Here is a 22,528-nt window from a genome sequence, read left to right as displayed (position 1 = left end):
ATGACGAAAGTTGTGAAATGTCGAGTGCTTAGTCCACAGCTTTGCAGCGATCACGCACAAATATGATGATTTGCGACTTTATAAGCCAGTTTAAATAGTAATATTTGGCTTTACCGCGAAATTGTCGGAATTGAGACATGCTTTGTCCAAGTTTTACAGCTATCGCGATTTCAAACAGGAACGATACGATGAAATCTGCCATTATTATCCTTAGCCTCATGGGCTGTGATGACGCTGCGAAGAACTGCGAAGCCATCGAGGTGAACAATGCGCAGTTTGTTTCAGAAGCTGCTTGCCTTCGTGCTTCGGAGAGCCTTTTCGAAGAGCATGCGAGCGCAGAATATCCAATGATCATGGCAAAGTGTGATCTAAAAACACCTGCAGAACTCGCTGGCCGCCCTGCAATCCAAGATACTGATGCAAGTGATGCCGCGCATGAGGTTGTAACCGTTGACCTGTCCGAGCCGGAAGAAGATGGCTGGTTCCGCGTTGGCGTGAAGGAATCGGTGGCTAAAGTTACAAAGCCCGTTGCGGATGCTGCCAACGGAATAGCAACAAAAGGCCAAGATACGGCCAGTTGGTTGGTTGACCGCGTTTGGGCTGCTGTCGATTATGTGAACCCGTTTTAGAGCTTATCCAGCATTGCAAACCAAGTAAGAGCAGCGGTCAGGAGCGGTTTTCTAAATTGTCGGCCGCCTGGAAACGCTTGCACTTTGAGATCGCGGAAATATTGAAGTCGATCACGGTTGCCGGTGATTGCCTCTGCATAAAGCTTGCCAGTAAAGTTCGAAAGCATAACGCCGTGGCCGCAATAACCGCCAATGGCTGTAACGCCGGGCATGACATCACGCACAAAAGGCTCACGCGGTACTGTAATGCCAACTGAACCGCCCCATGATTGGGTAATTTCCACATCTTTGAGCGCAGGATAGATTTCTTCAATCTGTTTACGGATATGTTTGGAAATATCATTCGGATTGTCTGCCGTGTAAGCCTCTCGGCCTCCGAATATGAGGCGGCCATCTTGGCTCTTGCGAAAATAACGAACAACAAAGCGGCTATCATCGACACTCTCGCCGCCGCGCAAAACGTCTACATCGCCAAGCGGTACAGTTGCGCCAATGAATGACCGTATGGGCATGACATGACTTGCCGATTGCGGCTCCAGCTTTTCAGATCCGTAAGCATTCACAGCAAGTAAAACGCGGTCTGCGGTCACTTGGCCCATAGCCGTCTTGATAATCGTCTTGCCAGCCTCATGGCGCATTTCAGTAACGTTAGAGTTTTCATAAAGTTCTGCACCATGCGCTGCTGCAACACGTGCCGTGCCGACCACAAGTTTAAGCGGATGAATATGGCCGGTTTCACTGTCATAACTGCCGCCAAAATAGCGCGATGATCCGAGCCGTTCGGCGGTTTCTGCCGCGTCCATGAAGTGCAAGTGCTTGTAGCCAAAGCGTTCAGCCATGGTGGCTGGATACGCTTCATAATCTTTTACAAGGCGCTTCTTATGCGCCACTGACATGTGGCCTTTCTGGTATTCAATGTCGATATTGTTATCTTTTGCGAAAGACAAAAGATGATGCTTTGCTTCTTCTGCAATATCAAAAAGCGCTTTGGCGCGTTCAAAGCCTAATGTTTTTTCGTGGTCTTCTGCGTGGGTGCGTTGTCCGGTGTTTAGCTGGCCGCCATTGCGCCCTGATGCGCCATCGCCAAAACGGTGCGCTTCAAGCAAAATAACCCGCAGGCCAGCTTGCGCCAGATGAACAGCTGCCCCAAGGCCGGTAAAGCCGCCGCCGATGATCGCGACATCGCAGCTTCGATCACCTTTGAATACAGGATATTCAGGCCGTTCGCCAACCGTTGCTTCATACCAAGAGTAACCTGGAGAAATAGGGCTTTGATACGTCATCTCATTAAACATTCATCAAGAGGAATTCACGTTCCCAAGGACTAATAACCTGCATGAAAGTTTCAAACTCGCCGCGTTTTACGCCTGCATAGTTTGCAATGAACTCACGGCCCAAAATTGATCCGAAAGCTTCTTCCTCTTCCATCAGTGATACCGCTTCGAGAAGACCGCGTGGCAAACTAATCTCGCCTTCATTGGCTGTGGTCGATGTCGGGTCGGTTGGCACAAGGCCATTGACCATACCCAAATAGCCACATGCCAATGATGCAGCCAGCGCAAGATAGGGGTTTGCATCAGAGCCCGGTAGGCGGTTTTCAACACGGCGCGCACGGGCATCCGATGTCGGAATCCTAAATGCCGTGGTCCTGTTGTCATATCCCCAAGCGGTGTTAACGGGCGCTGCCATATCGGGTGCCAAACGGCGATATGAATTCACATAAGGGGCAAACATAACCAAAGCGCGGGGGATATAATGTTGCATGCCGCCGATGAATGAGCGGAAAAGTTCGCTTTCACTTCCATCAGGGTTGGAGAAAATATTTTCTCCTGTTTTGCTGTCGATCACTGATTGGTGGATGTGCATTGCGCTGCCTGCAGCGCTTTGAATGGGTTTAGCCATAAATGTCGCATACATATCATGCTTGAGGGCAGCTTCACGCAGCGTGCGCTTGAACATGAACACTTGGTCAGCAAGCGCAAGTGGGTCGCCGTGGCGCAAATTGATTTCCAGCTGCGATGGGCCTTCCTCATGGATCAACGTATCGATCTCAAGTCCCTGCGCTTCTGAAAAATGATAAATATCATCAATTAATTCATCGAACTCATTAATGCCGGCAATAGAGTAAGCCTGACCGCCAGCAATAGGTCTGCCTGAACGCCCTGTAGGTGGCTGCAAGGGATAATCAGGGTCGGTATTGCGCGCGACGAGATAAAACTCGATTTCTGGCGCGACAACAGGTGTCCAGCCCTTTTCCGCATAGGCTGCAATAACATGTTTGAGCACCGCGCGCGGTGTGTAGCCTACGGCCTCACCATTTGGATCAACAAGATCGCAAATGACCGCAGCCGTCGGGTCGCTTTCCCAAGGAACCGCACAAAGTGTGGAAAGATCCGGCATTAATTTCAGATCACCATCATTGGGATCATACCGAAAATCGCCGCTCTCTTCGGGATAATCGCCCGAAATTGTTTTGCGAAACAGTGCAGAGGGAAGCGCTAGCGCTGTGTTTGACGTAAATTTATTCGTCGGCATCATTTTGCCACGTGGAACGCCAGCTAGATCAGGTGTGATACACTCGATGTCTTCAATGTTCCGGTAAGCCAGCCATTCAGCGGCTTCATCCCAACTTTTAACGCCGAGCGGCGTTTTTATATAATCGGGTATTTGTTTGCGTTTTTGTTTCGTGCCAATAGCTTTTTCTGCTGCACTTTTAACTGCTTTAACGGGCTTGGCCATCAATCACCATTGTTTTGATTTCAGTTGTTTATAACGTGCGCCAAGCCAAGCGCAAATACAAACAAGCCTAGTAGTAAATATCAATCAAAAAACCTCCCCAAAATTCTGGGGAGGTTTTTGCAGTTTTAATAAGGCTGGAGATCTAACCTTGTTTCAACTGACAGTTATTTGCTTTGCGTTACGATGACCGGAATAAGCAGGTCGCCCCAGTTTCCGTCGCCGCCATGGTGGCGTGCAGAGCGTACAAGCTCAACAGAAACCCCAGCCTCTACGGCTTTCATAACGGACTGGTTCAAACGGTGCAGGTCGTTGGCGACCATGCGGATCATAGCCTGTTGATCTGCATCCATTGAAGATGATTGCTCTTCTGCGCGTTCTTTAACGCCGGTCTTCGGCCGTTCATGGGCATTCATAACGCTTGTCCTTTCAAAAACTGCGTAATTTCCAGTTCGATAACGGTTTGATAGGCTTATCAAATAGTTCGAAGCGGTATTGTAAACACTTGTCATTGTGACAGTGCGTGCATTTGAATGTGGAGGGACTTGCGAGGAAAAGCACGTAAAATCGTATAATTACTGGAATTATCGCGTTGCAATGTACGCTTTGTGACAAAAAACATCTGTCAATTTGTAAAAAGTGTAAATATGATGGAGGTGCTAATTAGAGGCGATTAAAGATGGCAGAACAAAAGATTTTCGCTGGCCCGCGTATTCGGCGCATTCGTAACCAGTTGGAGTTGACCCAAACGGCTATGGCTCAGGATTTGGATATCTCGCCGTCCTATTTGAATCTCATTGAGCGAAATCAACGCCCGCTCACCGTGCAGCTATTGCTCAAGCTTGCCTCTGTTTACAAAATAGATATGGAGGCGCTTCAAGGCTCGAATGATACCAGCCTGTCGCAGCTTAAAGAAATCTTCTCTGATCCATTGCTGGCCGCTGAATTGCCTGGCGATCAGGAGCTTATCGAAATTGCTGAAGTCGCGCCGAACGTATCGGTTGCTGTTCAAAAACTTTATCGCGCCTATAGCGAAAGTCAGGCACGTTTGAGTGATCTGTCGGATCTTCTGGCGCGTGAAGGGCATGAAACAAGCTTAGCTGCAGCGCGCTTGCCTACCGATGAGGTGCGCGACACATTGGAAAAAAGACCGAACCATTTTCCTGCTCTTGAGGAAGAGGCCGAATCCTTTAATAAGCTTTTGAAAGCCGATGATGACTTGCTCGGCGCTTTAAAGAAATGGCTGACAGCCGAGCACGGTATTGTCGTGAAAGTGCTGCCAGTTAAAGCGATGCCCAATTGGCGTCGCCGCTATGATCGTCACACCAATCGGTTGTTTATATCTGAACGCTTATCGCCCTTTGATCAATTGCGTGAAGTGGCGATGGAAGCATCGCTTGTCCGCATGCAAGTCGCGATTGCCGGAGAAATACAGAAATTTAAACTGTCATCTGATGAAGCCAAACGGCTTATGCGGTTTGAAATGGCGCGCTATGCCGCTCACGCATTAATGATGCCCTATGACGCTTTTCTACAGGCATGTAAAAAGTCAAAATACGATATTGATGTTTTGCGGGCGCGGTTCAGCGTTTCTTTTGAACAGGCCGCGAACCGTATAACGATGCTTGGCCGAAAGGATGCCGCTGGTGTTCCTTTCTTCATGAGTGAGGTTGATCAGGCGGGTAATAAATTTAGACGCGCTGGCGCAGAAGGATATCCGCAGTCGCGGTTTGGTGGGTATTGTCCGAAACTACCTGTGCATGCATCATTCTCTCAACCAGCGCAGATTTTAACAGAAGCAGTTGAGATGCCAGACGGCACGCAGTTCATGGTGATCGCACGCACGTTAGAGGGACCTCAAGGGGCGTTCAATGAACGCACACGCCGCACGGCGATTTTGCTTGGCTGCGATGTTAAATACAAAAAGGATGTGATCTATGGCACAGCATTGCCCGGTGGCTTGACGGAAGAGGGCGATATGCTGACCATTTCTATTGGCCCAGCTTGTAGGGTCTGCGAGCGCGCTGGATGTTTGGCGCGCGCGGAAGCGCCTGTCACGAAACCGCTTGGACTTGATGAAATGGCGGCTGGCTTATCGGCGTTTGATTTTGTGTAACTTGCGATCCTAAGCGTTTACTTGATGCGCAACACGCTTCTGTTGAACCTTCCAAATCCGATAGATTTCCAGTGCTGCCAGTGGAATGAAGTGAACAAGCGCACCGCCAATCTCATTAGCAACGAAAAGCCAGTGGACCAAAGTTAAAATTGCTGCTGGATAAACAAAGCGCTGCAATGTTTTCCAGCGTCGTTTCAAAAATTTGATTGAAGCATCGTTTGAGGTGATCGCCAACGGTACAAAAATTGCCATTGCAAGCCAGCCTGTCCATATGTCCGTTTCTGTAATTTCAGCTAAAATGCGCTGCAGGCTGCCCAAATCTAAAACATAAAATAAAGTATGCAGCGCGGCATACCCAGCCGCGGCTACACCAAAATATCGGCGGTTTTTAGCAAACCAAAGCGGAAGGCTGGACGTTGGGAATAGCATACGCAATGGCGTCGCAATCATAGCAACAATCATAAAGCGCGCAGCAAACTCACCCGTTGGATGCAGTAGAGGTTCCAAATTATCACCCGATAAAGAACCAGTAATCATCGGAATCGCTGGAATGCTCAGCAAAAGCCATAAAAAATAAGGTGATTTTATGAGTTGTTTTAACGTGTTCATTTTGGTTTCCAGCATCTGAGTATTTATCGATCAAATAACGCGTTTTGCGTGCGAATTGGAGTTACGCTTTGTTTAATCTCGTTACATTTTTGTAATGGACCATTGACAAAGTTGGCGTGGGTACGTCTCTATCAGATATCTAAAACAGCAAAATGTGAACCTAATTGAGTAATCTATCGCCGCGCGAAGAAGCCAGTTTTGACGCCAAAACGGATATTGAAGAATACAATAATTTTATAAAAGAAAACCCTGATCTACAGGCCGTTGAGTTTTTAATGGTCGATCCCAATGGGGTCATGCGTGGGAAATGGGCGCCCGCAGATGCTTTGAAAAAAGCGTTCGAAGAGGGTGTAAATTTTCCGATGTCCATTCATGGCCTTGATATATGGGGCCGCGAAGTTGAAGAGACAGGCATTCATATTGAGACCGGAGATATGGATGGCTTTTGCCGCGCTGTTCCGGGCACTTTGAGCCTTGTGCCTTGGGCAAGCCGCTCAACTGCGCAGGTTTTACTAACCACCTTCACGCCCGAAGACGAACCACTTCGTTATGATTGCCGTAATGCGCTTGCCCGTATTACGAAAGCATTGGCGCAGCGCGATCTTTATCCTGTGGTTGCTTTCGAGGTCGAGTTTTATTTTCTTGAACCCAATACAAGCGGTGATGGATTGATGCCAACGCCGGTTGGCGCGTCTGCCGGTCCTGATCGCCAGCGTATGTATGGCTTGGATGATCTGGAAGATTATGCCGAATTATTTGATGATATTCGCGCAGCTGCCGACGCTCAAAAGGTTCCGATCGATACAATAATCAAAGAGGCAGCACCAGGCCAGTTTGAAGTTAACCTCAAGCACCGCTGCGACCCTTTAAAAGCTGCCGACGATGTTATCATGCTGCGCCGTATTGTCTTTGGCTCTGCGCGCAAACACGGTTTGCAAGCAACTTTTATGGCCAAACCGTTTATTGATTATGCAGGTAACGGCATGCATATTCATGCGTCTGTTCTTGATGGTGAAGGCAATAACATCTTCGATGAAGAAAAGTTTGATGATGCAAAGGAGAAGCTTGGCGGTGCTATTGCCGAACTTATTCGCACGATGCCTCAAGGCCTGTTGATGTTTATCAATTCTTGGAACGGTTTTCGCCGAATTCAGCCGGGCTCTTATGCGCCAACACGCGCTGTATGGGCTGAAAATAATAGGTCTGTTGCGTTGCGTATTCCTGCGTCGACATCAAAAAATAGACGGCTTGAGCATCGCATAGCAGGTGCCGATGCTAACCCGTATATTGTGCTGTGTGCGCTGTTGCAGGCGATGCTTGATGGTCTTGAGAAGCTCGAAACACCGCCGCCGCAAATTACCGGCAATGCTTATGATGATAACAATGCAGAGCTACTTCCTGATGATATGGATGAAGCATTGATTCTCATGCAGCGTGGTGATTTTGCTGATCGCGCATTAGGGCCTGAATTGTCGCGTATTTACAAGCATTTAAAGCGTGCTGAAATTCTGGCGTTCTGGGCTGAAATCACACCATTGGAGCAATCAACCTACCTCTAAAATTTAAGCTAGTTGCACAAATCATTTGCATAAAAATCTCTTGTGCATGTGTAATTTCCAAAATAGTCTTTTTGTAAGATGAGGGCTTAAAGCCCATTATTTAAATCGGGAGAATAAAATGGTTCGCGTAAAAACGCTTTTGACGTCCGTCGCACTTATTTCGATTGCAGCAGCCAGCACAGCCATTGCGCAAGACCGCTCCGTGAATGTGTATAACTGGTCAGATTATATTGATGAAGAAATCCTGACGGAGTTCACAAAAGAAACCGGCATCAAAATCACTTATGACGTGTTTGATTCCAACGAAATTTTGGAAACAAAGCTGCTTGCTGGCAAAACAGGTTATGATGTGGTTGTTCCGACCGGCACATTTCTTGCGCGTCAAATTCAAGCGGGAGTTTTCCAAAAACTCGACAAGTCAAAGCTCGATAATTTGAAGAATATGGATCCAGCGATTTCTGAACGCATGGAAAAATATGATCCAGGTAATGATTATGCGATCAACTATATGTGGGGAACCACAGGCCTTGGATATAATGTCGATAAGGTAAAAGAAATCCTTGGGGAAGATTACACCGTTGATAGCTGGGATATGGTTTTCAACCCTGAAATTTCTGGAAAGCTTAAAGATTGCGGCATTTATATGCTCGATGCGCCCACAGAGATTATTCCTGCTGCTCTTAATTACCTCGGTAAAGACCCAGATTCTAAAGAACCAGCTGATATCGATGCAGCACAAGAACTGCTTTCGAGTATTCGCCCGAATATCCGTAAGTTCCATTCATCAGAATATATCAATGCGCTTGCCAATGGTGACATCTGCCTTGCCGTTGGCTGGTCTGGTGATGTGCTTCAGGCACGTGACCGCGCAGCAGAAGCCGATGCTGGGGTAACGGTCGAATACGCCATTCCAAAGCAAGGCGCTTTGATGTGGTTCGATAATATGGCAATTCCTGCGGATGCTGAGAATGTTGAAGAAGCGCACGAGTTCTTGAATTACATCATGCGCCCAGATGTTATGGCGAAGGCTTCGAATTACGTTTATTACGCAAATGGTAATGCTGCCTCTAAGCCACTCTTGGCTGAGGACGTGATTGGCGACCCTGCGATTTATCCAAGTGAAGAAACGGTTCAGCGTCTTTACACGGTTTCGCCGAACGATCAGCGTACAGACCGAATTTACACACGGGCATGGACTAAAGTCGTTACCGGTCAATAAAACTTGAAAGCCTCGAATGACAGTACGAGGCTTTTCATTTAGTGCGCCCTTTTTCAAACCCGATGTGCCATTCATGAAATCACTTGGTTCCACCAGACGCAGTTTTACTCCATGGCTTGATGCGGATGCCAAGCCGTATATTTCATTTCAAAATGTAACCAAGAAATTCGGCGATTTTGTTGCCGTTGATAATCTGACGCTCAATATTTACGAGCGTGAGTTTTACTCTTTGCTCGGTCCATCTGGCTGCGGAAAGACAACATTGCTTCGCATGTTGGCAGGCTTTGAAGAGCCAAGCTCTGGCGAGATATTTCTTGATGGCGTTTCGCTCAAAGGTGTGCCGCCACATAAGCGCCCAGTAAATATGATGTTTCAGTCATACGCTCTTTTTCCGCATATGAGTGTGCGTGATAACATCGCTTTCGGCTTAAAGCAGGCAGGCATTGCGAAAGCACAAATTACTGAGCGCGTTGATGCGATTTTAAAATTAGTCAAACTGGAAGAATTTGCGAAGCGTAAACCAGATCAACTTTCAGGTGGTCAGCGGCAACGCGTAGCATTGGCACGCTCTGTCGTATTGCGGCCAAAACTTTTATTGCTGGATGAGCCGCTCGGCGCATTGGACAAAAAACTACGTGAAGAAACGCAGTTTGAATTGATGGATTTACAGCAGGATCTTGGCTTAACTTTCATGATCGTCACGCATGATCAGGAAGAAGCCATGACGATGTCAGATCGCATTGCGGTTATGGATAAAGGAACCGTTATTCAAACGGGCACGCCTGCTGAAATTTACGAGGCGCCAAACTCGCGTTACGTTGCCGATTTTATCGGGACTGTGAATACGTTTGAAGGTAAAGTTGTCGAAAAAACAGACAAGATGACCACGCTGCTTGGTAATGACGGATTCACGATTGAAGCGGTAACAACAGATAGGTCGGCACTGACCAAAGATAAGATGGCATGGTTTTCTATCCGCCCTGAAAAAATCAAAGTATCGCGTAAGAAACCTGAGAAACAAACCAATGCTGTCGAAGGCGAAATTTGGGACATTGGTTACCTTGGCGATATGACGCTCTTCAATGTCAAACTCGATAGCGGCACGATCATGCGGGCTTCCGTTCTCAATGCCAAGCGCACGGTCGATGATCCGATTGGGTATGAGGATCGTGTTTGGCTTTCATTTGATCCCGATGCAGGCATCGTGCTGGAGCGTTAATCGATGGGAAGCTTTTTCAAAAGAATAACAATCGGACTGCCTTACTTTTGGTTATGTATCCTTTTTCTTTTGCCGTTCCTTATCGTTTTACGGGTAGCTTTTTCAGAGCCTGTTCTTGCCATGCCGCCCTTCGCGCCGCAGTTTGACCTGTCCGAAGGTTGGCAAGGTTTTGTGCAATCTGTATCTCAATTCACGACCTATAATTTCCAGTTCGTGTTTGAAGATAGTCTTTACACAAATGCTTATCTGTCGAGTTTGCGTATCGCTTTGATATCAACATTGCTCACGCTCGCGATTGGTTTTCCGCTGGCCTACGGTATGGCCCGCTCACCCATGACGATCCGTCCTATTTTGCTGATGCTTGTTATCTTGCCATTCTGGACGAGCTTTCTTATCCGCGTTTACGCTTGGATTGGTATCTTGAAACCTGAAGGTCTCATGAACCAATTTTTGATGAGCGTAGGCATAATCAGCACACCGCTGCGCATTTATAATACGGAAATCGCCGTCTATATCGGCATCGTCTATTCCTATTTGCCGTTCATGGTTCTTCCAATTTATGCGACGCTAGAAAAGATGGATTATTCATTTGTAGAGGCTGCGCGCGATCTTGGATGTTCGTCAATCGGCGCTTTTTGGAAGATTACAGCAAGACTAGCGCTGCCGGGCGTATTAGCTGGCTGTTTTCTTGTGTTCATTCCAGCAATCGGCGAGTTTGTTATTCCAGAATTGCTAGGTGGTTCACAGACCTTGATGATCGGTAAAACGCTTTGGAGCGAGTTCTTCAATAACCGCGATTGGCCAGTTGCATCGACAGTCGCTATAATTCTTTTGGCTATATTGGTTGTGCCAATTGTACTGTTCCAAAACGCGCAAGCGCGTGCAACGGAGGCAAATCGATGAATAAGAACTGGTCTGCTTTCAATATTGTGTCTGTCGTATTCGGCTTCACATTTCTTTATCTGCCGATCGTTTTATTGATCGTGTACTCGTTTAATGCTTCAAAACTGGTGACAGTTTGGGGTGGGTTTTCAACCCATTGGTATAGCGAAATGCTTTCCAATCAGGGGCTTATGGACGCTGCATGGGTGACGGCGCGCGTTGGCCTATTATCGGCGACTGTTGCAACGGTTCTGGGTACATTGGCGGCTTTGACCCTCGTGCGCCATACGCGCTTTCGTGGCCGCACATTGTTTACCGGAATGGTCTATGCTCCGCTTGTAATGCCAGAGGTTATTACAGGGCTTTCGCTGCTGTTGCTTTTTGTTTCTATAGGGTTTGAACGTGGCTTCTGGACTGTCTCTCTTGCCCACATCACATTTTCAATGTGCTTTGTTGCTGTCGTCGTCCAGTCTCGCTTGGTCAGCTATGACATGTCGTTGGAAGAGGCCGCGCAGGATTTAGGCTGCACACCGTTTGAGGCATTTTATAAAATAACACTGCCCGTCATTTTGCCTGCCGTTATCGCTGGCTGGATGCTCGCATTCACTTTGTCATTGGATGACCTTGTTATCGCAAGCTTTACATCAGGCCCTGGCGCAACCACATTGCCGATGAAAATATTCAGCCAAGTGCGTTTGGGTGTTACGCCAGAGATTAATGCTGTGTGTACGGTTCTCATTGGCTTTGTCGCGACCGGTGTCATTATCGCAAGTCTAATCAATAAACGCAGAATGGTGAATAATGCACGCACCGATGCGGATATTTAACGCGGTAGACGAAGCATAAAAGTTACCAGCATGGTATCGGCAATGCCCAGCTAAGCGCTTCACCATGTCAAAGATTCATTCAGGTAAATCATATGAGTCCGTGGATAGGAGCGGCGTCGCAAAGGCACGATCCCACGATCCACCGATGAAAAACCGCTTTGCATCAGTATCTGGCGTATCAGATTGTGCAGGGGTCGCTATGGCGGTGAGAGCTATCCCGCTGCTGCGATAGGGAGCAACGCCTTCGAAGTGAACTGAGCCAGTAGAATAGGTGGCTATTGTGTCACGGATGGTGACAACTCCGTCTGATAATTGTCCATAAAACTCAAGCTTTTCGAAAGCCTCTTGCCGGTTTTCATCATTGGATAATGTGAAAAACTGCCCTGTATTCTCACTCTTCAAAAGAGTGCTAGCGGCAAAGCTCCGCGCGATGCCATTTGCCATTTTAAAGGTGATTTTACCCTCGACAGTTTGCGCCATTTGACGCCAAGACGCGATGTTCGATTGACTGGAAAATGTAAAATCTGCTTTTCCCAACGGTATAATCGAAGGCATATCTATGATCTCAACTGCCTTTGCCGTGTCAATTTGTGTGCCATTCATGTTAATTTGCACAGTGCCGCCGTTTGGCTTTTTGCGAGAAATTTGAAGTTGCGATTGAAGGTTGCCGCCAAAAAGTTGCGCATCACCAATGTCAAATATCGCAGTTTCATCACCAACTTGTGCTGTTGCAGCAAGGTTCGTCAGTGAGATGCCGCTTAGATTTGCAGCAGCGGCAGAAATGCGAATATCAGTGCGAATCTGATCGAGAAATTTGAATTCTGACTCTTGCAATGACGACAAGCCAGCATCAGGAATTTCAATGAACACATCGATCAAATCAGTTAGATTAAGTGCTGAAAAGTCAAATGTACCTGAGATTAGAGGCTTTTCATTTTTAGGAAAACTTATCTCTAATAAACCTTTTCCAAGGTTCTTGTTGAGCTGAATATCAAGTGCATCAAAGCGTGCCTTGCGATTGGTGACATGCATGCCGCCTATAAATGATAGTTCTGCTATGTTTCCGTTTGGATTAAACCCTCCGTTCAACCATTCCATTAATGGGGAAAGCGCAGGCGCAGAAACTTGGATCTTGCCATCGGCAAAAAAGGTTTTCAAAAAGCCTATCGTGCCTTCAAAGTTAAACTTTCCCAAGTCACTGGCACCAAGAATTCGGATAGTGCTCTTATCACCAGCTAATAAAGCCAAAGGCTTTTGAACTTGCCCCTCAAGATTAACTGGTTGTCCGTTATAGACGCCGCTGATCTTGGTGCTTGCTGCACCATCAAGATCACTCCAGTTAATTGAACCGTTCAATGCTGTGAGCTTAATCGGCTCTATGGTCATCTCATCTTCGATGACAATTGTGCCGGATGAAAACGAAACAACCCCCATACGCGTTGGAAAATATTCAGGAAGCAGGTCAACATCTTTTGTCGATGTGTTTTGAGCAAGATCAGTTTGGGTTTCCCTGCTTGCTGAAAGCGCAGCTTTGGCTTGCTGCGTCGCTGCACTGATCTTTCCTAAAACATCAGGCCAATTGAACGTGCCATTTGCGCGGCGCTGAAGCGTTAGTTGAGGACCATCTAACTTATAGGCCGTAAAATGTGGGTTTCGCGATAAAATGGTGAGTAAAGAGATGTCTGCTTCAATGCGATTGATTGTAAGCGTATTTTCCCCCTCATTGCCTCTGGCTGGAACGCGCACATTTGTAATTCTGGCTTTTGGCGAGGGAAAGAGGTCGAGCTCTAAACTCCCATCCAGTATAACGGGTCTGCCAACAAAGCTACTTAAGTCCCTTTGCACGGCACCGCGCATCAGGTCGGATGACACAAGCCAAGGCAATGCCGCAAATATACAAGCTACCGAAATAAGCAGCAGGGCGAGCGTTCCTATGAGTGGAAGTTTCAGTTTTTGTGCCATGATTGCCTTGGTATCAAAATTCCGTTGCGCGCCATAGCATTTCGATAATGGGAAGTGAAATGTGCACCGTTTATTACGTGAAATGCGACAATTGTGGAGAGGCAAAGCGCATAGTTAATGCGTAAAACAGAATTTTGTTTGTGAAATTAACCAGTGTACGGAAGTTTTAATTCCTAAAGTCTAGGTTAACCTTGTTTCGTAAGTTTCCGTTAACGGATGAAGCTCAATGCTGCTTTTACAGAATTTAGACGTGCATCACACTTTTATCAAAGCTACTCGTTTTACAGCAAACTAATTTTTAAGCGCCGCCAGCCGGCGCTTTTTTTTGATCTTTAGTCAGCAAGCACACGCTCTGGCGGAAATGTTATCTCAATAGATGTACCGCGGCCAGGTTCAGAAGCGATCTCGAATTCTGCGCGATTGGCATGAACAAGGGCACGTGTCAGCGGCAGGCCAAGGCCTGTTCCATCGCCATGCTCTCTGTCTCTGGTCGCAATTTGCTGAAATGGCTTAAGCGCTGTCTCTATTTCACGTGAAGACATGCCAATACCAGTGTCACGGATGCGTAATATGACGGAGCCACTCGCTGTGTAATTGGTGCTCACCACAACCTGTCCACCGGACTGTGTGAAGCGGATTGCATTGGATAGTAAATTGAGCACGATTTGTTTAACCGACCGCGTATCAGCGACAACCGATGGCAGTCTGTTTTCTAACGATGAGCGAACAATAATTCGGTTACGGTTTGCTTGAGGTTGGATCATTGAAATCGCGTCGGCGACGGTTTCGTTGAGTATGACGCTTTCAAATTCGAGGTCCTGCTCACCAGCCTCGATTTTGGAAATATCCAAAAGGTCATTGACCATATCCAGAACATGACGACCGGATTTATTGATATCAACCAAATATTCTTTATAGCGCTCATTGCCAATCGGCCCAAAACGCTCTTCGCTCATGAGCTCGGAAAATCCGATAATCGCATTAAGAGGCGTGCGGATTTCATGGCTAACTTTTGCAAGAAACTCAGACTTAATATTTGAAGCATTTTCGGCTTCTTGTTTTGCTGCTTCCAGCGCTTGTTCGGTTTGCTTCCACGATGTGATGTCACGCATAACAGCGCAAAATCCGTTAGATGTTGGCAACTTTCCAATCGTCATGAATACAGGCAAAAACCCGCCATTGCGTTCACGGGCGAGCACTTCACGGCCTTCATTTAGAAGACTAGCGACGCTGTAATCAGAAAATCCATTTAGATAATCCATTGCCGCGCGCTGGCTCTCATTGGCAAAGAGTATGGAGAACGATTTACCGGCGACATCTTCGTTAGAATAGCCGAATAAGGCTGATGCAGCGCTGTTGATTGAACGAACCGTGCCGTCTTGCGCAATCACCACGACACCATCTGTAGCGGTGTCTAATATTGCGCGCATCTCAGCGACTTCATCAAATGCAGTACTGCGAAGTGTAACTGAAACACTTTCGACCGAGCTAGCGTCTTGCGGCGTATCTATAACATGTTCATCAAGAGGCTCGAAGGCGAACATCAAAGCATTGTGCCCAAGCCAAGGAACGATTTGCAGGTGCGCACGTGTTGTGATTTCACGGCCATCTTCAGCAACCAAAGTGATGGAGCTTTTTGCAACGGCGCTTTCGTCACCGGCACTCTCATAGCCGTCGGCAAACAGTGAGCTGAGGCCTATATCGTTGAGCTTATCGACACTGTTAAAACCAGTAATGCGCGCAAATGCTTCATTGCCATAAAGCGCTGTTTCGCCGCGCACAATCAAAAGCGGCAGCGGCAAAGCGTTCAGCTCATCAGGTCCGATACCAGCAAGTTTTTGCTCTGCTTCATCATCTTGATAAGCGGCTGGCTCATCGAAATCTTCTAATTCAGCACTTTGATCAACATCAACAGAAGCTGTGGCCTCATCACCAAATTCAATAAACTCAACTTGCTGATCAATATTCTTCGTATTGTTTGAAATAAACGGCTGCACCTGCTGCAGAGGCAAATCCTCTTCGCGGCTCGGCGTATTTGATGAATCGTCGTCACCCACAAGGTGATCTTGAATTTCAACACTTGGCAAATCTGCTTTTTTGCCGAGCGTTTCGCCTATTTTCTTAAAAGCTTCAGCTTCGCCCGCATCAAGTCCTTCGATCTTTTTGCGTTCTTTACGATGCTTGTCTAACGGCACGACCTTGTCGCTGTCACGGCGCATTGGGCTAATGGAGGCTGACTGGAAAACAGGCGGCTCACCGCCAAACAGATCCTCTGCAGCCTCGTCTGCTGCGTTGCTATCGTCTTCTTCGATAGGCTGAGGGCTGGCCTTAACGTCATCTTCAATAGGTTCAGGCACATGTACTTGGCTAAGGGACAACCCAAGCTGTTCTGGATCGTCGACAAAATCTCTTAAGCGCACAATACCGAAACCGCGATAGCCTTCAAATTCTCGGTTTCTATTATAATATGGCAGTGCAGCCAGATCGACAGGCACGCGCAAAGTTGTGGACTGAACTGGCCACAGGACTGTTTTGCCTGACCAAGTGTCACGGCGCTCCATCGATGCTTCAATCTCGCCAGCTGTGTCGAGTTCAAACACTTTGGCAACATCTTTCATGGTGCGCCCAACAAGATCGGCAGCATTGTTGCCAACAGCACCGCCAAAGTCTTCCGAAACTTCTGTAAAGCGACCATCAACATCTGTTTTCCAGACGAAGCGCACAGGGCGTCTTTCGAAATCGGCTTTGAAACCTTCTTGCTTCTTATGTGTTGGCGCAATGGCGGGTTCGAAACTAACAATGCTCTCATCATCGTCTTCATCGTTCGAAGTCGAGGCATCTTCAAACACAAAGTCTTCGTCATCATTGTCATGATCGATAAGCGGAGGTGCAGACTCAATTATTTGCATTCTAGGGGGCTGAATTTCTTCGATAACGCGCGGCGGCTCTGCCTTGCGTGGCTGCGCGGTTTGCACAATATCTGTTTCCATCGCGACCAAAAGATTGCGAACAGGTTCTTCGCTCAGCCTGCCAATTCCCACAGCAATTTTAGTTCTGCCTTCGCCGCGCAACACAAGACGCTTAACGAGGCGATCTTCCTCAGAAAGAACCTCATCGCTCAATGCAAAAAGTTCGAGTGTTGGAATATCCAGCGTTTTAAAAAACGGGCCGCAGACAAGAATGTTTCCATCTTCGCCCAGAATTGCAGCGCCAGCGCCATCTTCTTCAAGTCCCGCTATCGCATCGAGCAGTAGCGCATCTTGGTCACCGCTGTTTTGACGATCAAATGTGAGAAGAGCGACATCTTCATTGGCACCGTCAATCGAGATAAAATGCAACTGCGCATGATGAGCGTCGCTGCGCATACCAGCGGTGATTCTTAGCAGAATGGATTGCGGTGTGCGTGGTTTGCGCGCTGCAGCTGATTTTAACTGGCGTAGAGTCGTATTAAACGGGAAAATTCCCGCAACTAAAAACTCACCAATAGCCTCATAGCCAAACATTTTTGCTGCTGTGCCATTGGCCCAAATGATCGTATCGACGGATTGGTCAAAGATTATCGCAGCCTTGCCGTCAAGCATAGCGTCGCGCACCGCGTCTTGTACGGCGATGTCAATGAATGGAATCTGTGACATGTCTTTACTCATTCGCGGTAATCTTGGCCTGCAATGTGAAGCTTAACAAATATTTAATAGCCAAATTATGCCCGTATCGTCCAGTTTTATCGTTATAACCGCACTTTTGATTGCGGGTTTAGTTAATGTTTGTGCGGTGCAATGGATTTTGCACCGCAATATTAATGTGCTAGCATCCTGAAAGATCATTTGATTAGGAGCAATAGATATGGCCGCAAAGAAAGACACATTTGAATTTCCAGAAGGCGTAGATCCGGCGCAATATCTTGAAAAGCTCAAATCAATGGCAAATGACGGATTGTCCAAAGCCAAAGAAACTTATGAGCAGGCACAGATTGCTTTTGAAGAAGCGAAAAAAGAAGCTGAAGCAAATTTAAGCACTGCGCAGGGACATTCATCCAAGATTTCATTGGCCACAATGGACGCAGTGCGCACAAACACTGAAGCAACGCTGTCTCACATGGAAAAACTCTCAGGCGTAAAATCTATGTCGGAGTTCATGGAGCTTCAAACAAGCTTTTTGAGCTCTCAGACGCAGATGGCAATGGAAAATGCCAAGTCGATGCAGGCACTTTACCAAGATGCGGCTAGCGATGCGAGCGCACCTGCAAAGAAAGCTGCTGAAAAAGCAATGGGTGCTTTTAAGCCGAAATAAGCGTAAATACAGGCCGAAACGACGATTGGCCGGACACAATCCGGCCGATCTTTAAATTTTTTTCACAAGAACGGTAATTGGTGCACAGCAAACTCTTGCATTGTCGCGCACATCAGACTAATTGACCCTCGTTGGCTTGCGGACGTAGCTCAGTTGGTTAGAGCGCTGGATTGTGGCTTCAGAGGTCGGTGGTTCAAATCCACCCGTTCGTACCACCAACAAATTTCCCAAATTATTTATAACAAAAATGGCGCTTACCGCGCTTAACTTCTGTGCTGATTACTCATCAAACAAAGATGTTTGCGCGGCTGGGACCGATTTAGCCTGCTTTTCTTTTGTCGGCTTAGCTGTGGGCTGTTTGCTTGATGACGGAACCGCATCGCCATTTGCAATCGCTGCTAAACGATCATCACCTGCAAACTGAATCGTGAGCCCTGCACCTTTTACAATGCCCTTTGAGCTTCGCAGCGGTTTTGCGTTTTCATCCATAACAAGTGCGAAACCACGATCTAAAACGCGTTGATAGGAATAGCTATCAAGAAGTTTTGAAACTTGGAGCGTTTTGTCGTTGCGATTTCCAATCAAACGTTCAACGGCAAGATCATTGCGCCGTTCCAGCGCTTCTAGCTGTTCGCGGCCCGCTTTCACATTACGGTTGATCGTTTGCGGTGACAGGCGCTGGGCGCGAAACTCTAGCTCGCGGCGATGGGTTTGAATATTGCGGCTAAGTGCAGAGGGAAGCCCTCGCGATAGACGGTCCAGATTGCTACACACATTTTCAAAGCGTTGAATAAGACGCGTAGGGCTGAGCTTTGCTTCTGCTGTAATAAGCCGCGAACGTTTTTGCGTTGTAAAACGATCAAGCGCTGCACCAAGTCTGATTTGTTGCCCGTCTAGGCGTTGGCGGGGCAGGGCCAGAAGACCATCAGGATGCGGCAAAGCGCGGGCAAGACCAGCAAGGCGCTCCTTCTTGCGGTCCGTTGAGCGGCTAAGGCCAGCGCGTAGGCGTGCAGCAAGCTGCGCCATTTGCGCCACCAGCTCAGCCTGAACTGGCACAGCAATCTCTGCTGCACCGGTCGGTGTGGGCGCACGCACATCGGCTGCATAATCAACCAGCGTTGTATCTGTCTCATGGCCTACGGCGGAAATAATAGGAATATCTGAATCAGCGACAGCGCGAACCACCACTTCCTCGTTAAAACCCCATAGGTCTTCGAGTGATCCGCCGCCACGTGCAACAATGAGCAAATCAGGCCTTGGAATGCCTGAAGTCCCATCAATAGCGTTAAAGCCGCGCACAGCATCAGCAACTTCTTGTGCCGATGATTCACCTTGAACGCGCACAGGCCAAACAAGGACATGGCTTGGAAAACGGTCTGAAAGCCGATGTAGAATATCGCGGATGACCGCGCCTGTTGGTGATGTAACAACGCCAATAACTCGTGGCATATAGGGAAGCAGCTGTTTACGTGCTGGGTCAAAAAGCCCTTCGCTTTCCAACTGGCGTTTGCGCGCAGCGAGCAGCGCCATCAGCGCGCCTTCGCCTGCAGGCTCCATATTATCAATAATCAGCTGATATTTGGATTGACCCGGAAAGGTGGTGATCTTGCCAGTCGCAATGACTTCCAAGCCCTCTTCAGGGCGCACAGCCATTTTGGCGGCCGCACCTTTCCAGATAACGGCGGCTATGACGGATCTGTCGTCTTTTAGATCAAGATAAATATGGCCGGATGCAGGACGCGATACACGGCCTAATTCACCGCGCACGCGCACGCGCCCATAGGTATCTTCCATCGTGCGCTTTATCGCACCAGAAAGTTCTGAAACCGAAAACTCGGCTACATTGGAGTGTGGAGTAGGGCTGTCATTCATAAATTATTTGTGCCGATTCATGCCATCAATATATTGATCGAATATTGATTCAACGGATTTTTGGTATTGGTCTTGTTGCTTGCGGCCTGTTTCGAACATGTCGCCAAATAAATCTTCATATTTATTCTTCGTCGGTGCGGGTTCTGGCGCTGGTTTGGCGCCGCCCATCATGTCCTCAAAAATCTTGCCAAAAGGGTTATTGGCAGGGTCCATGGGGTTCGGTGCTGATTGTTGCTGTGTTTGATTGCCGCCAAACATATCCTGAAGCGCTTTGCCAAAGGGATTATCCATCGGATTTGAATTACGCGGCGCAGCTTGAGGGGAAGCCTGCCCTGAGTGCTGCATCATTTGCTCAATGATTTGGCCAAGAATATTGCCATTTCCAGCATTTTGAACGCCAAAAGCCTGTGGCTGTGTTGTTTGCTTATACATCGCCCCCATCAATGTTGAGGCGATTACCGGTAGCATTTGTTTGAGAATATCTGGCCCAATGCCAGTTGCTTTTGCAGCTTGCTCTGCCACCGCGCGGCTAACGTCTTTTGAGCCAAACAAATGTCCCAAAATGCCATTGCCTTCATTTAGTCCCTGCTGTTGAAAGGCGCTTTGCATATCTTCAAAATATTTTGCGTGATTGCCACTTGCAAGTGCTTGCATAAAGCCTGCAACACCCATTGGTTCGGCTGCATTGCGCTTTAATCCGGTGGAGAAAGCAGGCGTTAAAGCTTCAAGCGCATCTTGCGTTTGCTTTGCAGAAAGCCCGAACTGTTCTGCCATCATATTAATAGCATTTCCATTTTGTGCTTTTGTCAGCATATCAAAAATTGGCAGCATAAGATTCTCCTTGCTTTTGATCTACCGTACCACAGGCAAAGCCGCAGACAATGTACGAAGACAGGGTTCACAACTATTCTCATGAATTGGTGTGCTAAGGCTTCGATTCATGAGGCGTTTGCGATAGATAATAATGATATCAAACTTGGATAATTAACATGCAAGCACTTCCTGACTTCAAGCTAGAGACCCATTTTTCAAAATGGGAATTCAAAGCGCGTTATCACATGACAGCATCAGATGCTGAAAGTATGACGATGCGCGAACTGCTTGATATGGCAAGTGATGAAGATCGAGCAGAATTTGAAAATCTTTGGCTCGGCTATACACAAACATTTGGAGCGCCGGATTTACGCGAAGCGATTGCGGCGACTTACGAAAAGCAGACCGCGTCTGACATATTGTGCTTTGCCGGAGCCAGTGAAGGCATATTTGCGGCAAATTCGATCATTCTTGATAAGGACAGTCATGCGATCTGCGTGACGCCCAACTATCAATCGCACGAAGCATTGCCAAACGCGATTGGTGAGGTAAGCGCTGTGCCGCTTGACCCTAATGACAACTGGTCGCTGGATATTGATCGTATGGCAGCGGCGATTAGGCCAAACACAAAGCTCATCACAATCAACTTTCCGCACAATCCTACAGGTGCAATATTGCCGTTAGATCGCTATCAAGCGTTGATAGAGCTGTGCCGCAAACATGGCATTTATCTTCTTCACGATGAAATTTTCAATGGCCTTGGTCCAGCTGGCACAAAACATTTGCCTTATGTTGCCGATGTCTATGAGCGCGGGCTTTCGCTTGGCGTTATGTCGAAATCTTATGGGTTGCCGGGTTTGCGTATTGGATGGATTGCTTGCCAAGATGCTGAGATTCTTTCCAAAATGGAGCGTATGAAGCATTATTTGTCCATTGCAAATTCTGGCCCGAGCGAAAGGCTTGCCAAAATTGCTTTAAAGAATCGGGATAAAATTCTAGCGCGTAATTGCGCGATCATTGATGAGAATTTGCCAAAGTGGGACGCGTTCTTTGCGCGTTATCCTGATCTTTTTGAGTGGCGCAGGCCAGATGGTTCCTGCATGGCTTTTGTCCGTTACAAAGGACCAGAAGGCGTGGAAGCCTTCGCGCAAAATCTCGTTGAAGAGGCTGGCGTTCTTTTTCTGCCCGCTTCAATCTACGCGTCCTCATTTGGCAACACACCTGCCGATCATTTTCGACTAGGCTTCGGTCGGTCAGGCCTGGACGAAGGGCTGTCGGCATTTGATGCCCATCTTAAAAGGAACAGCAAATGAGCGGTGATAAATATCTCATAAAACGCAACGAGATTGAGCAGATGGAAGGTTTAGATAAGACGCACTTTCTGAACACCAACGCTAAGCGCAACAATAAATCGTTAGGCGATATTGCCGGTTTGACAGGGTTTGGCTTTCACATCATTGAAGTGCAGCCGGGGCATGAGACGACCGAACACCATGTGCATTATCATGAAGACGAATGTGTCTATGTGCTGAGCGGTACTGCAACAGCCTATATTGGTTATGATAGCGTCGAAATAAGCGAAGGTGATTTTATTGGCTATCGAAAAGGCGGCTTTTCCCATTCAATAAAGAATACAGGTACGGAAGTCTTGCGCTGTATCGTTGTTGGAGAGCGCAATGCTCATGATGTTGCTGATTATCCACGATTGAACAAGCGCATATTCCGCAATCAAAATATGCGCTGGAACCTCGTTGATATTGAAGCGATTGACACACCTGATGCTGGTGCAAAATAA

At 47.5% G+C, this 22,528-nt stretch carries 19 protein-coding genes and 1 tRNA gene; 11 read left to right on the top strand and 9 right to left on the bottom strand.

Annotated features, from left to right (window positions below; genetic code table 11):
* Positions 1 to 28: 28 nt before the first annotated feature.
* Positions 29 to 202: a hypothetical protein gene (locus tag C504_RS18740; RefSeq protein WP_018688672.1), complete on the bottom strand. Its 174-nt coding sequence runs from the start codon at positions 200 to 202 to the stop codon at positions 29 to 31.
* Between C504_RS18740 and C504_RS0107310 the strand changes: the two genes are divergently transcribed.
* Positions 189 to 629 (top strand): hypothetical protein, encoded by a 441-nt coding sequence (locus C504_RS0107310; RefSeq protein WP_018688671.1) that lies wholly within the window; start codon positions 189 to 191, stop codon positions 627 to 629. The genes C504_RS18740 and C504_RS0107310 overlap by 14 nt on opposite strands.
* Here the strand turns inward: C504_RS0107310 and C504_RS0107305 are convergent.
* The 3 genes from C504_RS0107305 to C504_RS0107295 form a co-directional block, all read right to left on the bottom strand.
* Positions 626 to 1,912 carry an NAD(P)/FAD-dependent oxidoreductase gene (locus C504_RS0107305; RefSeq protein ID WP_026317297.1) on the bottom strand — a complete coding sequence of 429 codons (1,287 nt, stop codon included), beginning with the start codon at positions 1,910 to 1,912 and terminating at the stop codon, positions 626 to 628. The genes C504_RS0107310 and C504_RS0107305 overlap by 4 nt on opposite strands.
* Before the next feature lie 4 nt (positions 1,913 to 1,916).
* Positions 1,917 to 3,368: a glutamine synthetase family protein gene (locus C504_RS0107300; protein WP_018688669.1), complete on the bottom strand. Its 1,452-nt coding sequence runs from the start codon at positions 3,366 to 3,368 to the stop codon at positions 1,917 to 1,919.
* A gap of 164 nt (positions 3,369 to 3,532) precedes the next feature.
* A complete protein-coding gene (locus C504_RS0107295; protein WP_018688668.1) occupies positions 3,533 to 3,781 on the bottom strand; it encodes an SMc00767 family acetate metabolism repressor in 249 nt (82 codons plus the stop codon).
* A 263-nt stretch (positions 3,782 to 4,044) separates the two neighbouring features.
* Between C504_RS0107295 and C504_RS0107290 the strand changes: the two genes are divergently transcribed.
* Positions 4,045 to 5,481 carry a helix-turn-helix domain-containing protein gene (locus C504_RS0107290; protein ID WP_018688667.1) on the top strand — a complete coding sequence of 479 codons (1,437 nt, stop codon included), beginning with the start codon at positions 4,045 to 4,047 and terminating at the stop codon, positions 5,479 to 5,481.
* A 9-nt stretch (positions 5,482 to 5,490) separates the two neighbouring features.
* On the opposite strand, the gene C504_RS0107285 is transcribed toward C504_RS0107290, so the two are convergent.
* Complete coding sequence (locus tag C504_RS0107285; protein WP_018688666.1) at positions 5,491 to 6,090, bottom strand: protein-methionine-sulfoxide reductase heme-binding subunit MsrQ; 600 nt, start codon at positions 6,088 to 6,090, stop codon at positions 5,491 to 5,493.
* Between the two features lie 164 nt (positions 6,091 to 6,254).
* Here C504_RS0107285 and C504_RS0107280 point away from each other — a divergent pair, with 164 nt between their 5' ends.
* From C504_RS0107280 to C504_RS0107260, 5 genes are all read left to right on the top strand, one after another.
* Complete coding sequence (locus tag C504_RS0107280; protein WP_018688665.1) at positions 6,255 to 7,649, top strand: glutamine synthetase family protein; 1,395 nt, start codon at positions 6,255 to 6,257, stop codon at positions 7,647 to 7,649.
* A gap of 118 nt (positions 7,650 to 7,767) precedes the next feature.
* Complete coding sequence (locus C504_RS0107275) at positions 7,768 to 8,868, top strand: polyamine ABC transporter substrate-binding protein (protein WP_018688664.1); 1,101 nt, start codon at positions 7,768 to 7,770, stop codon at positions 8,866 to 8,868.
* Positions 8,869 to 8,941: 73 nt separating this feature from the next.
* Entirely contained in the window at positions 8,942 to 10,087 is a 1,146-nt protein-coding gene (locus C504_RS0107270) for an ABC transporter ATP-binding protein (RefSeq protein ID WP_026317295.1), read from the top strand.
* A gap of 3 nt (positions 10,088 to 10,090) precedes the next feature.
* Complete coding sequence (locus C504_RS0107265) at positions 10,091 to 10,990, top strand: ABC transporter permease subunit (protein ID WP_018688662.1); 900 nt, start codon at positions 10,091 to 10,093, stop codon at positions 10,988 to 10,990.
* Entirely contained in the window at positions 10,987 to 11,796 is an 810-nt protein-coding gene (locus C504_RS0107260; protein ID WP_018688661.1) for an ABC transporter permease, read from the top strand. The genes C504_RS0107265 and C504_RS0107260 overlap by 4 nt, the downstream gene beginning before the upstream one ends.
* Before the next feature lie 75 nt (positions 11,797 to 11,871).
* Here C504_RS0107260 and C504_RS0107255 read toward each other — a convergent pair whose 3' ends face one another.
* Positions 11,872 to 13,758, bottom strand: coding sequence for an AsmA family protein (locus C504_RS0107255; protein ID WP_018688660.1), 1,887 nt, complete (start codon positions 13,756 to 13,758; stop codon positions 11,872 to 11,874).
* 332 nt (positions 13,759 to 14,090) lie between these two features.
* Positions 14,091 to 17,393 carry a PAS domain S-box protein gene (locus C504_RS0107245; protein ID WP_018688658.1) on the bottom strand — a complete coding sequence of 1,101 codons (3,303 nt, stop codon included), beginning with the start codon at positions 17,391 to 17,393 and terminating at the stop codon, positions 14,091 to 14,093.
* A gap of 208 nt (positions 17,394 to 17,601) precedes the next feature.
* On the opposite strand from C504_RS0107245, the gene C504_RS0107240 reads away from it, so the two are divergent.
* A complete protein-coding gene (locus C504_RS0107240) occupies positions 17,602 to 18,048 on the top strand; it encodes a phasin family protein (RefSeq protein ID WP_018688657.1) in 447 nt (148 codons plus the stop codon).
* Between the two features lie 138 nt (positions 18,049 to 18,186).
* Positions 18,187 to 18,263 (top strand) — tRNA-His (locus C504_RS0107235).
* Between the two features lie 64 nt (positions 18,264 to 18,327).
* Here C504_RS0107235 and xseA read toward each other — a convergent pair.
* Together xseA and C504_RS0107225 are read right to left on the bottom strand one after the other, a co-directional pair.
* Positions 18,328 to 19,920: an exodeoxyribonuclease VII large subunit gene (xseA, locus tag C504_RS0107230; RefSeq protein ID WP_018688656.1), complete on the bottom strand. Its 1,593-nt coding sequence runs from the start codon at positions 19,918 to 19,920 to the stop codon at positions 18,328 to 18,330.
* 3 nt (positions 19,921 to 19,923) lie between these two features.
* Positions 19,924 to 20,751 (bottom strand): DUF937 domain-containing protein, encoded by an 828-nt coding sequence (locus C504_RS0107225; RefSeq protein WP_018688655.1) that lies wholly within the window; start codon positions 20,749 to 20,751, stop codon positions 19,924 to 19,926.
* Between the two features lie 158 nt (positions 20,752 to 20,909).
* Between C504_RS0107225 and C504_RS0107220 the strand changes: the two genes are divergently transcribed.
* Together C504_RS0107220 and C504_RS0107215 are read left to right on the top strand one after the other, a co-directional pair.
* Entirely contained in the window at positions 20,910 to 22,046 is a 1,137-nt protein-coding gene (locus C504_RS0107220) for an aminotransferase class I/II-fold pyridoxal phosphate-dependent enzyme (protein WP_018688654.1), read from the top strand.
* Positions 22,043 to 22,528, top strand: a complete 486-nt coding sequence (locus C504_RS0107215) for a cupin domain-containing protein (protein ID WP_018688653.1) — start codon at positions 22,043 to 22,045, stop codon at positions 22,526 to 22,528. Before C504_RS0107220 ends, C504_RS0107215 begins: the two co-directional genes overlap by 4 nt.

This window comes from Ahrensia kielensis DSM 5890, from assembly GCF_000374465.1.
Classification (GTDB): Bacteria; Pseudomonadota; Alphaproteobacteria; order Rhizobiales; family Rhizobiaceae; genus Ahrensia; species Ahrensia kielensis.
Note: the sequence above shows the minus strand (reverse complement) of the source record. Positions and strands in the feature narration are given on the sequence as shown.

Coding starts and splice junctions, on each gene's coding strand:
- C504_RS0107265 (WP_018688662.1), top strand. CDS start 10,091: ATGGGAAGCTTTTTCAAAAGAATAACAATCGGACTGCCTTACTTTTGG.
- C504_RS0107220 (WP_018688654.1), top strand. CDS start 20,910: ATGCAAGCACTTCCTGACTTCAAGCTAGAGACCCATTTTTCAAAATGG.
- C504_RS0107245 (WP_018688658.1), bottom strand. CDS start 17,393: ATGTCACAGATTCCATTCATTGACATCGCCGTACAAGACGCGGTGCGC.
- C504_RS0107225 (WP_018688655.1), bottom strand. CDS start 20,751: ATGCTGCCAATTTTTGATATGCTGACAAAAGCACAAAATGGAAATGCT.
- C504_RS0107215 (WP_018688653.1), top strand. CDS start 22,043: ATGAGCGGTGATAAATATCTCATAAAACGCAACGAGATTGAGCAGATG.
- C504_RS0107295 (WP_018688668.1), bottom strand. CDS start 3,781: ATGAATGCCCATGAACGGCCGAAGACCGGCGTTAAAGAACGCGCAGAA.
- C504_RS0107260 (WP_018688661.1), top strand. CDS start 10,987: ATGAATAAGAACTGGTCTGCTTTCAATATTGTGTCTGTCGTATTCGGC.
- xseA (WP_018688656.1), bottom strand. CDS start 19,920: ATGAATGACAGCCCTACTCCACACTCCAATGTAGCCGAGTTTTCGGTT.
- C504_RS0107305 (WP_026317297.1), bottom strand. CDS start 1,912: ATGACGTATCAAAGCCCTATTTCTCCAGGTTACTCTTGGTATGAAGCA.
- C504_RS0107240 (WP_018688657.1), top strand. CDS start 17,602: ATGGCCGCAAAGAAAGACACATTTGAATTTCCAGAAGGCGTAGATCCG.
- C504_RS0107290 (WP_018688667.1), top strand. CDS start 4,045: ATGGCAGAACAAAAGATTTTCGCTGGCCCGCGTATTCGGCGCATTCGT.
- C504_RS0107255 (WP_018688660.1), bottom strand. CDS start 13,758: ATGGCACAAAAACTGAAACTTCCACTCATAGGAACGCTCGCCCTGCTG.
- C504_RS0107275 (WP_018688664.1), top strand. CDS start 7,768: ATGGTTCGCGTAAAAACGCTTTTGACGTCCGTCGCACTTATTTCGATT.
- C504_RS0107300 (WP_018688669.1), bottom strand. CDS start 3,368: ATGGCCAAGCCCGTTAAAGCAGTTAAAAGTGCAGCAGAAAAAGCTATT.
- C504_RS0107270 (WP_026317295.1), top strand. CDS start 8,942: ATGAAATCACTTGGTTCCACCAGACGCAGTTTTACTCCATGGCTTGAT.
- C504_RS18740 (WP_018688672.1), bottom strand. CDS start 202: ATGGCAGATTTCATCGTATCGTTCCTGTTTGAAATCGCGATAGCTGTA.
- C504_RS0107310 (WP_018688671.1), top strand. CDS start 189: ATGAAATCTGCCATTATTATCCTTAGCCTCATGGGCTGTGATGACGCT.
- C504_RS0107285 (WP_018688666.1), bottom strand. CDS start 6,090: ATGAACACGTTAAAACAACTCATAAAATCACCTTATTTTTTATGGCTT.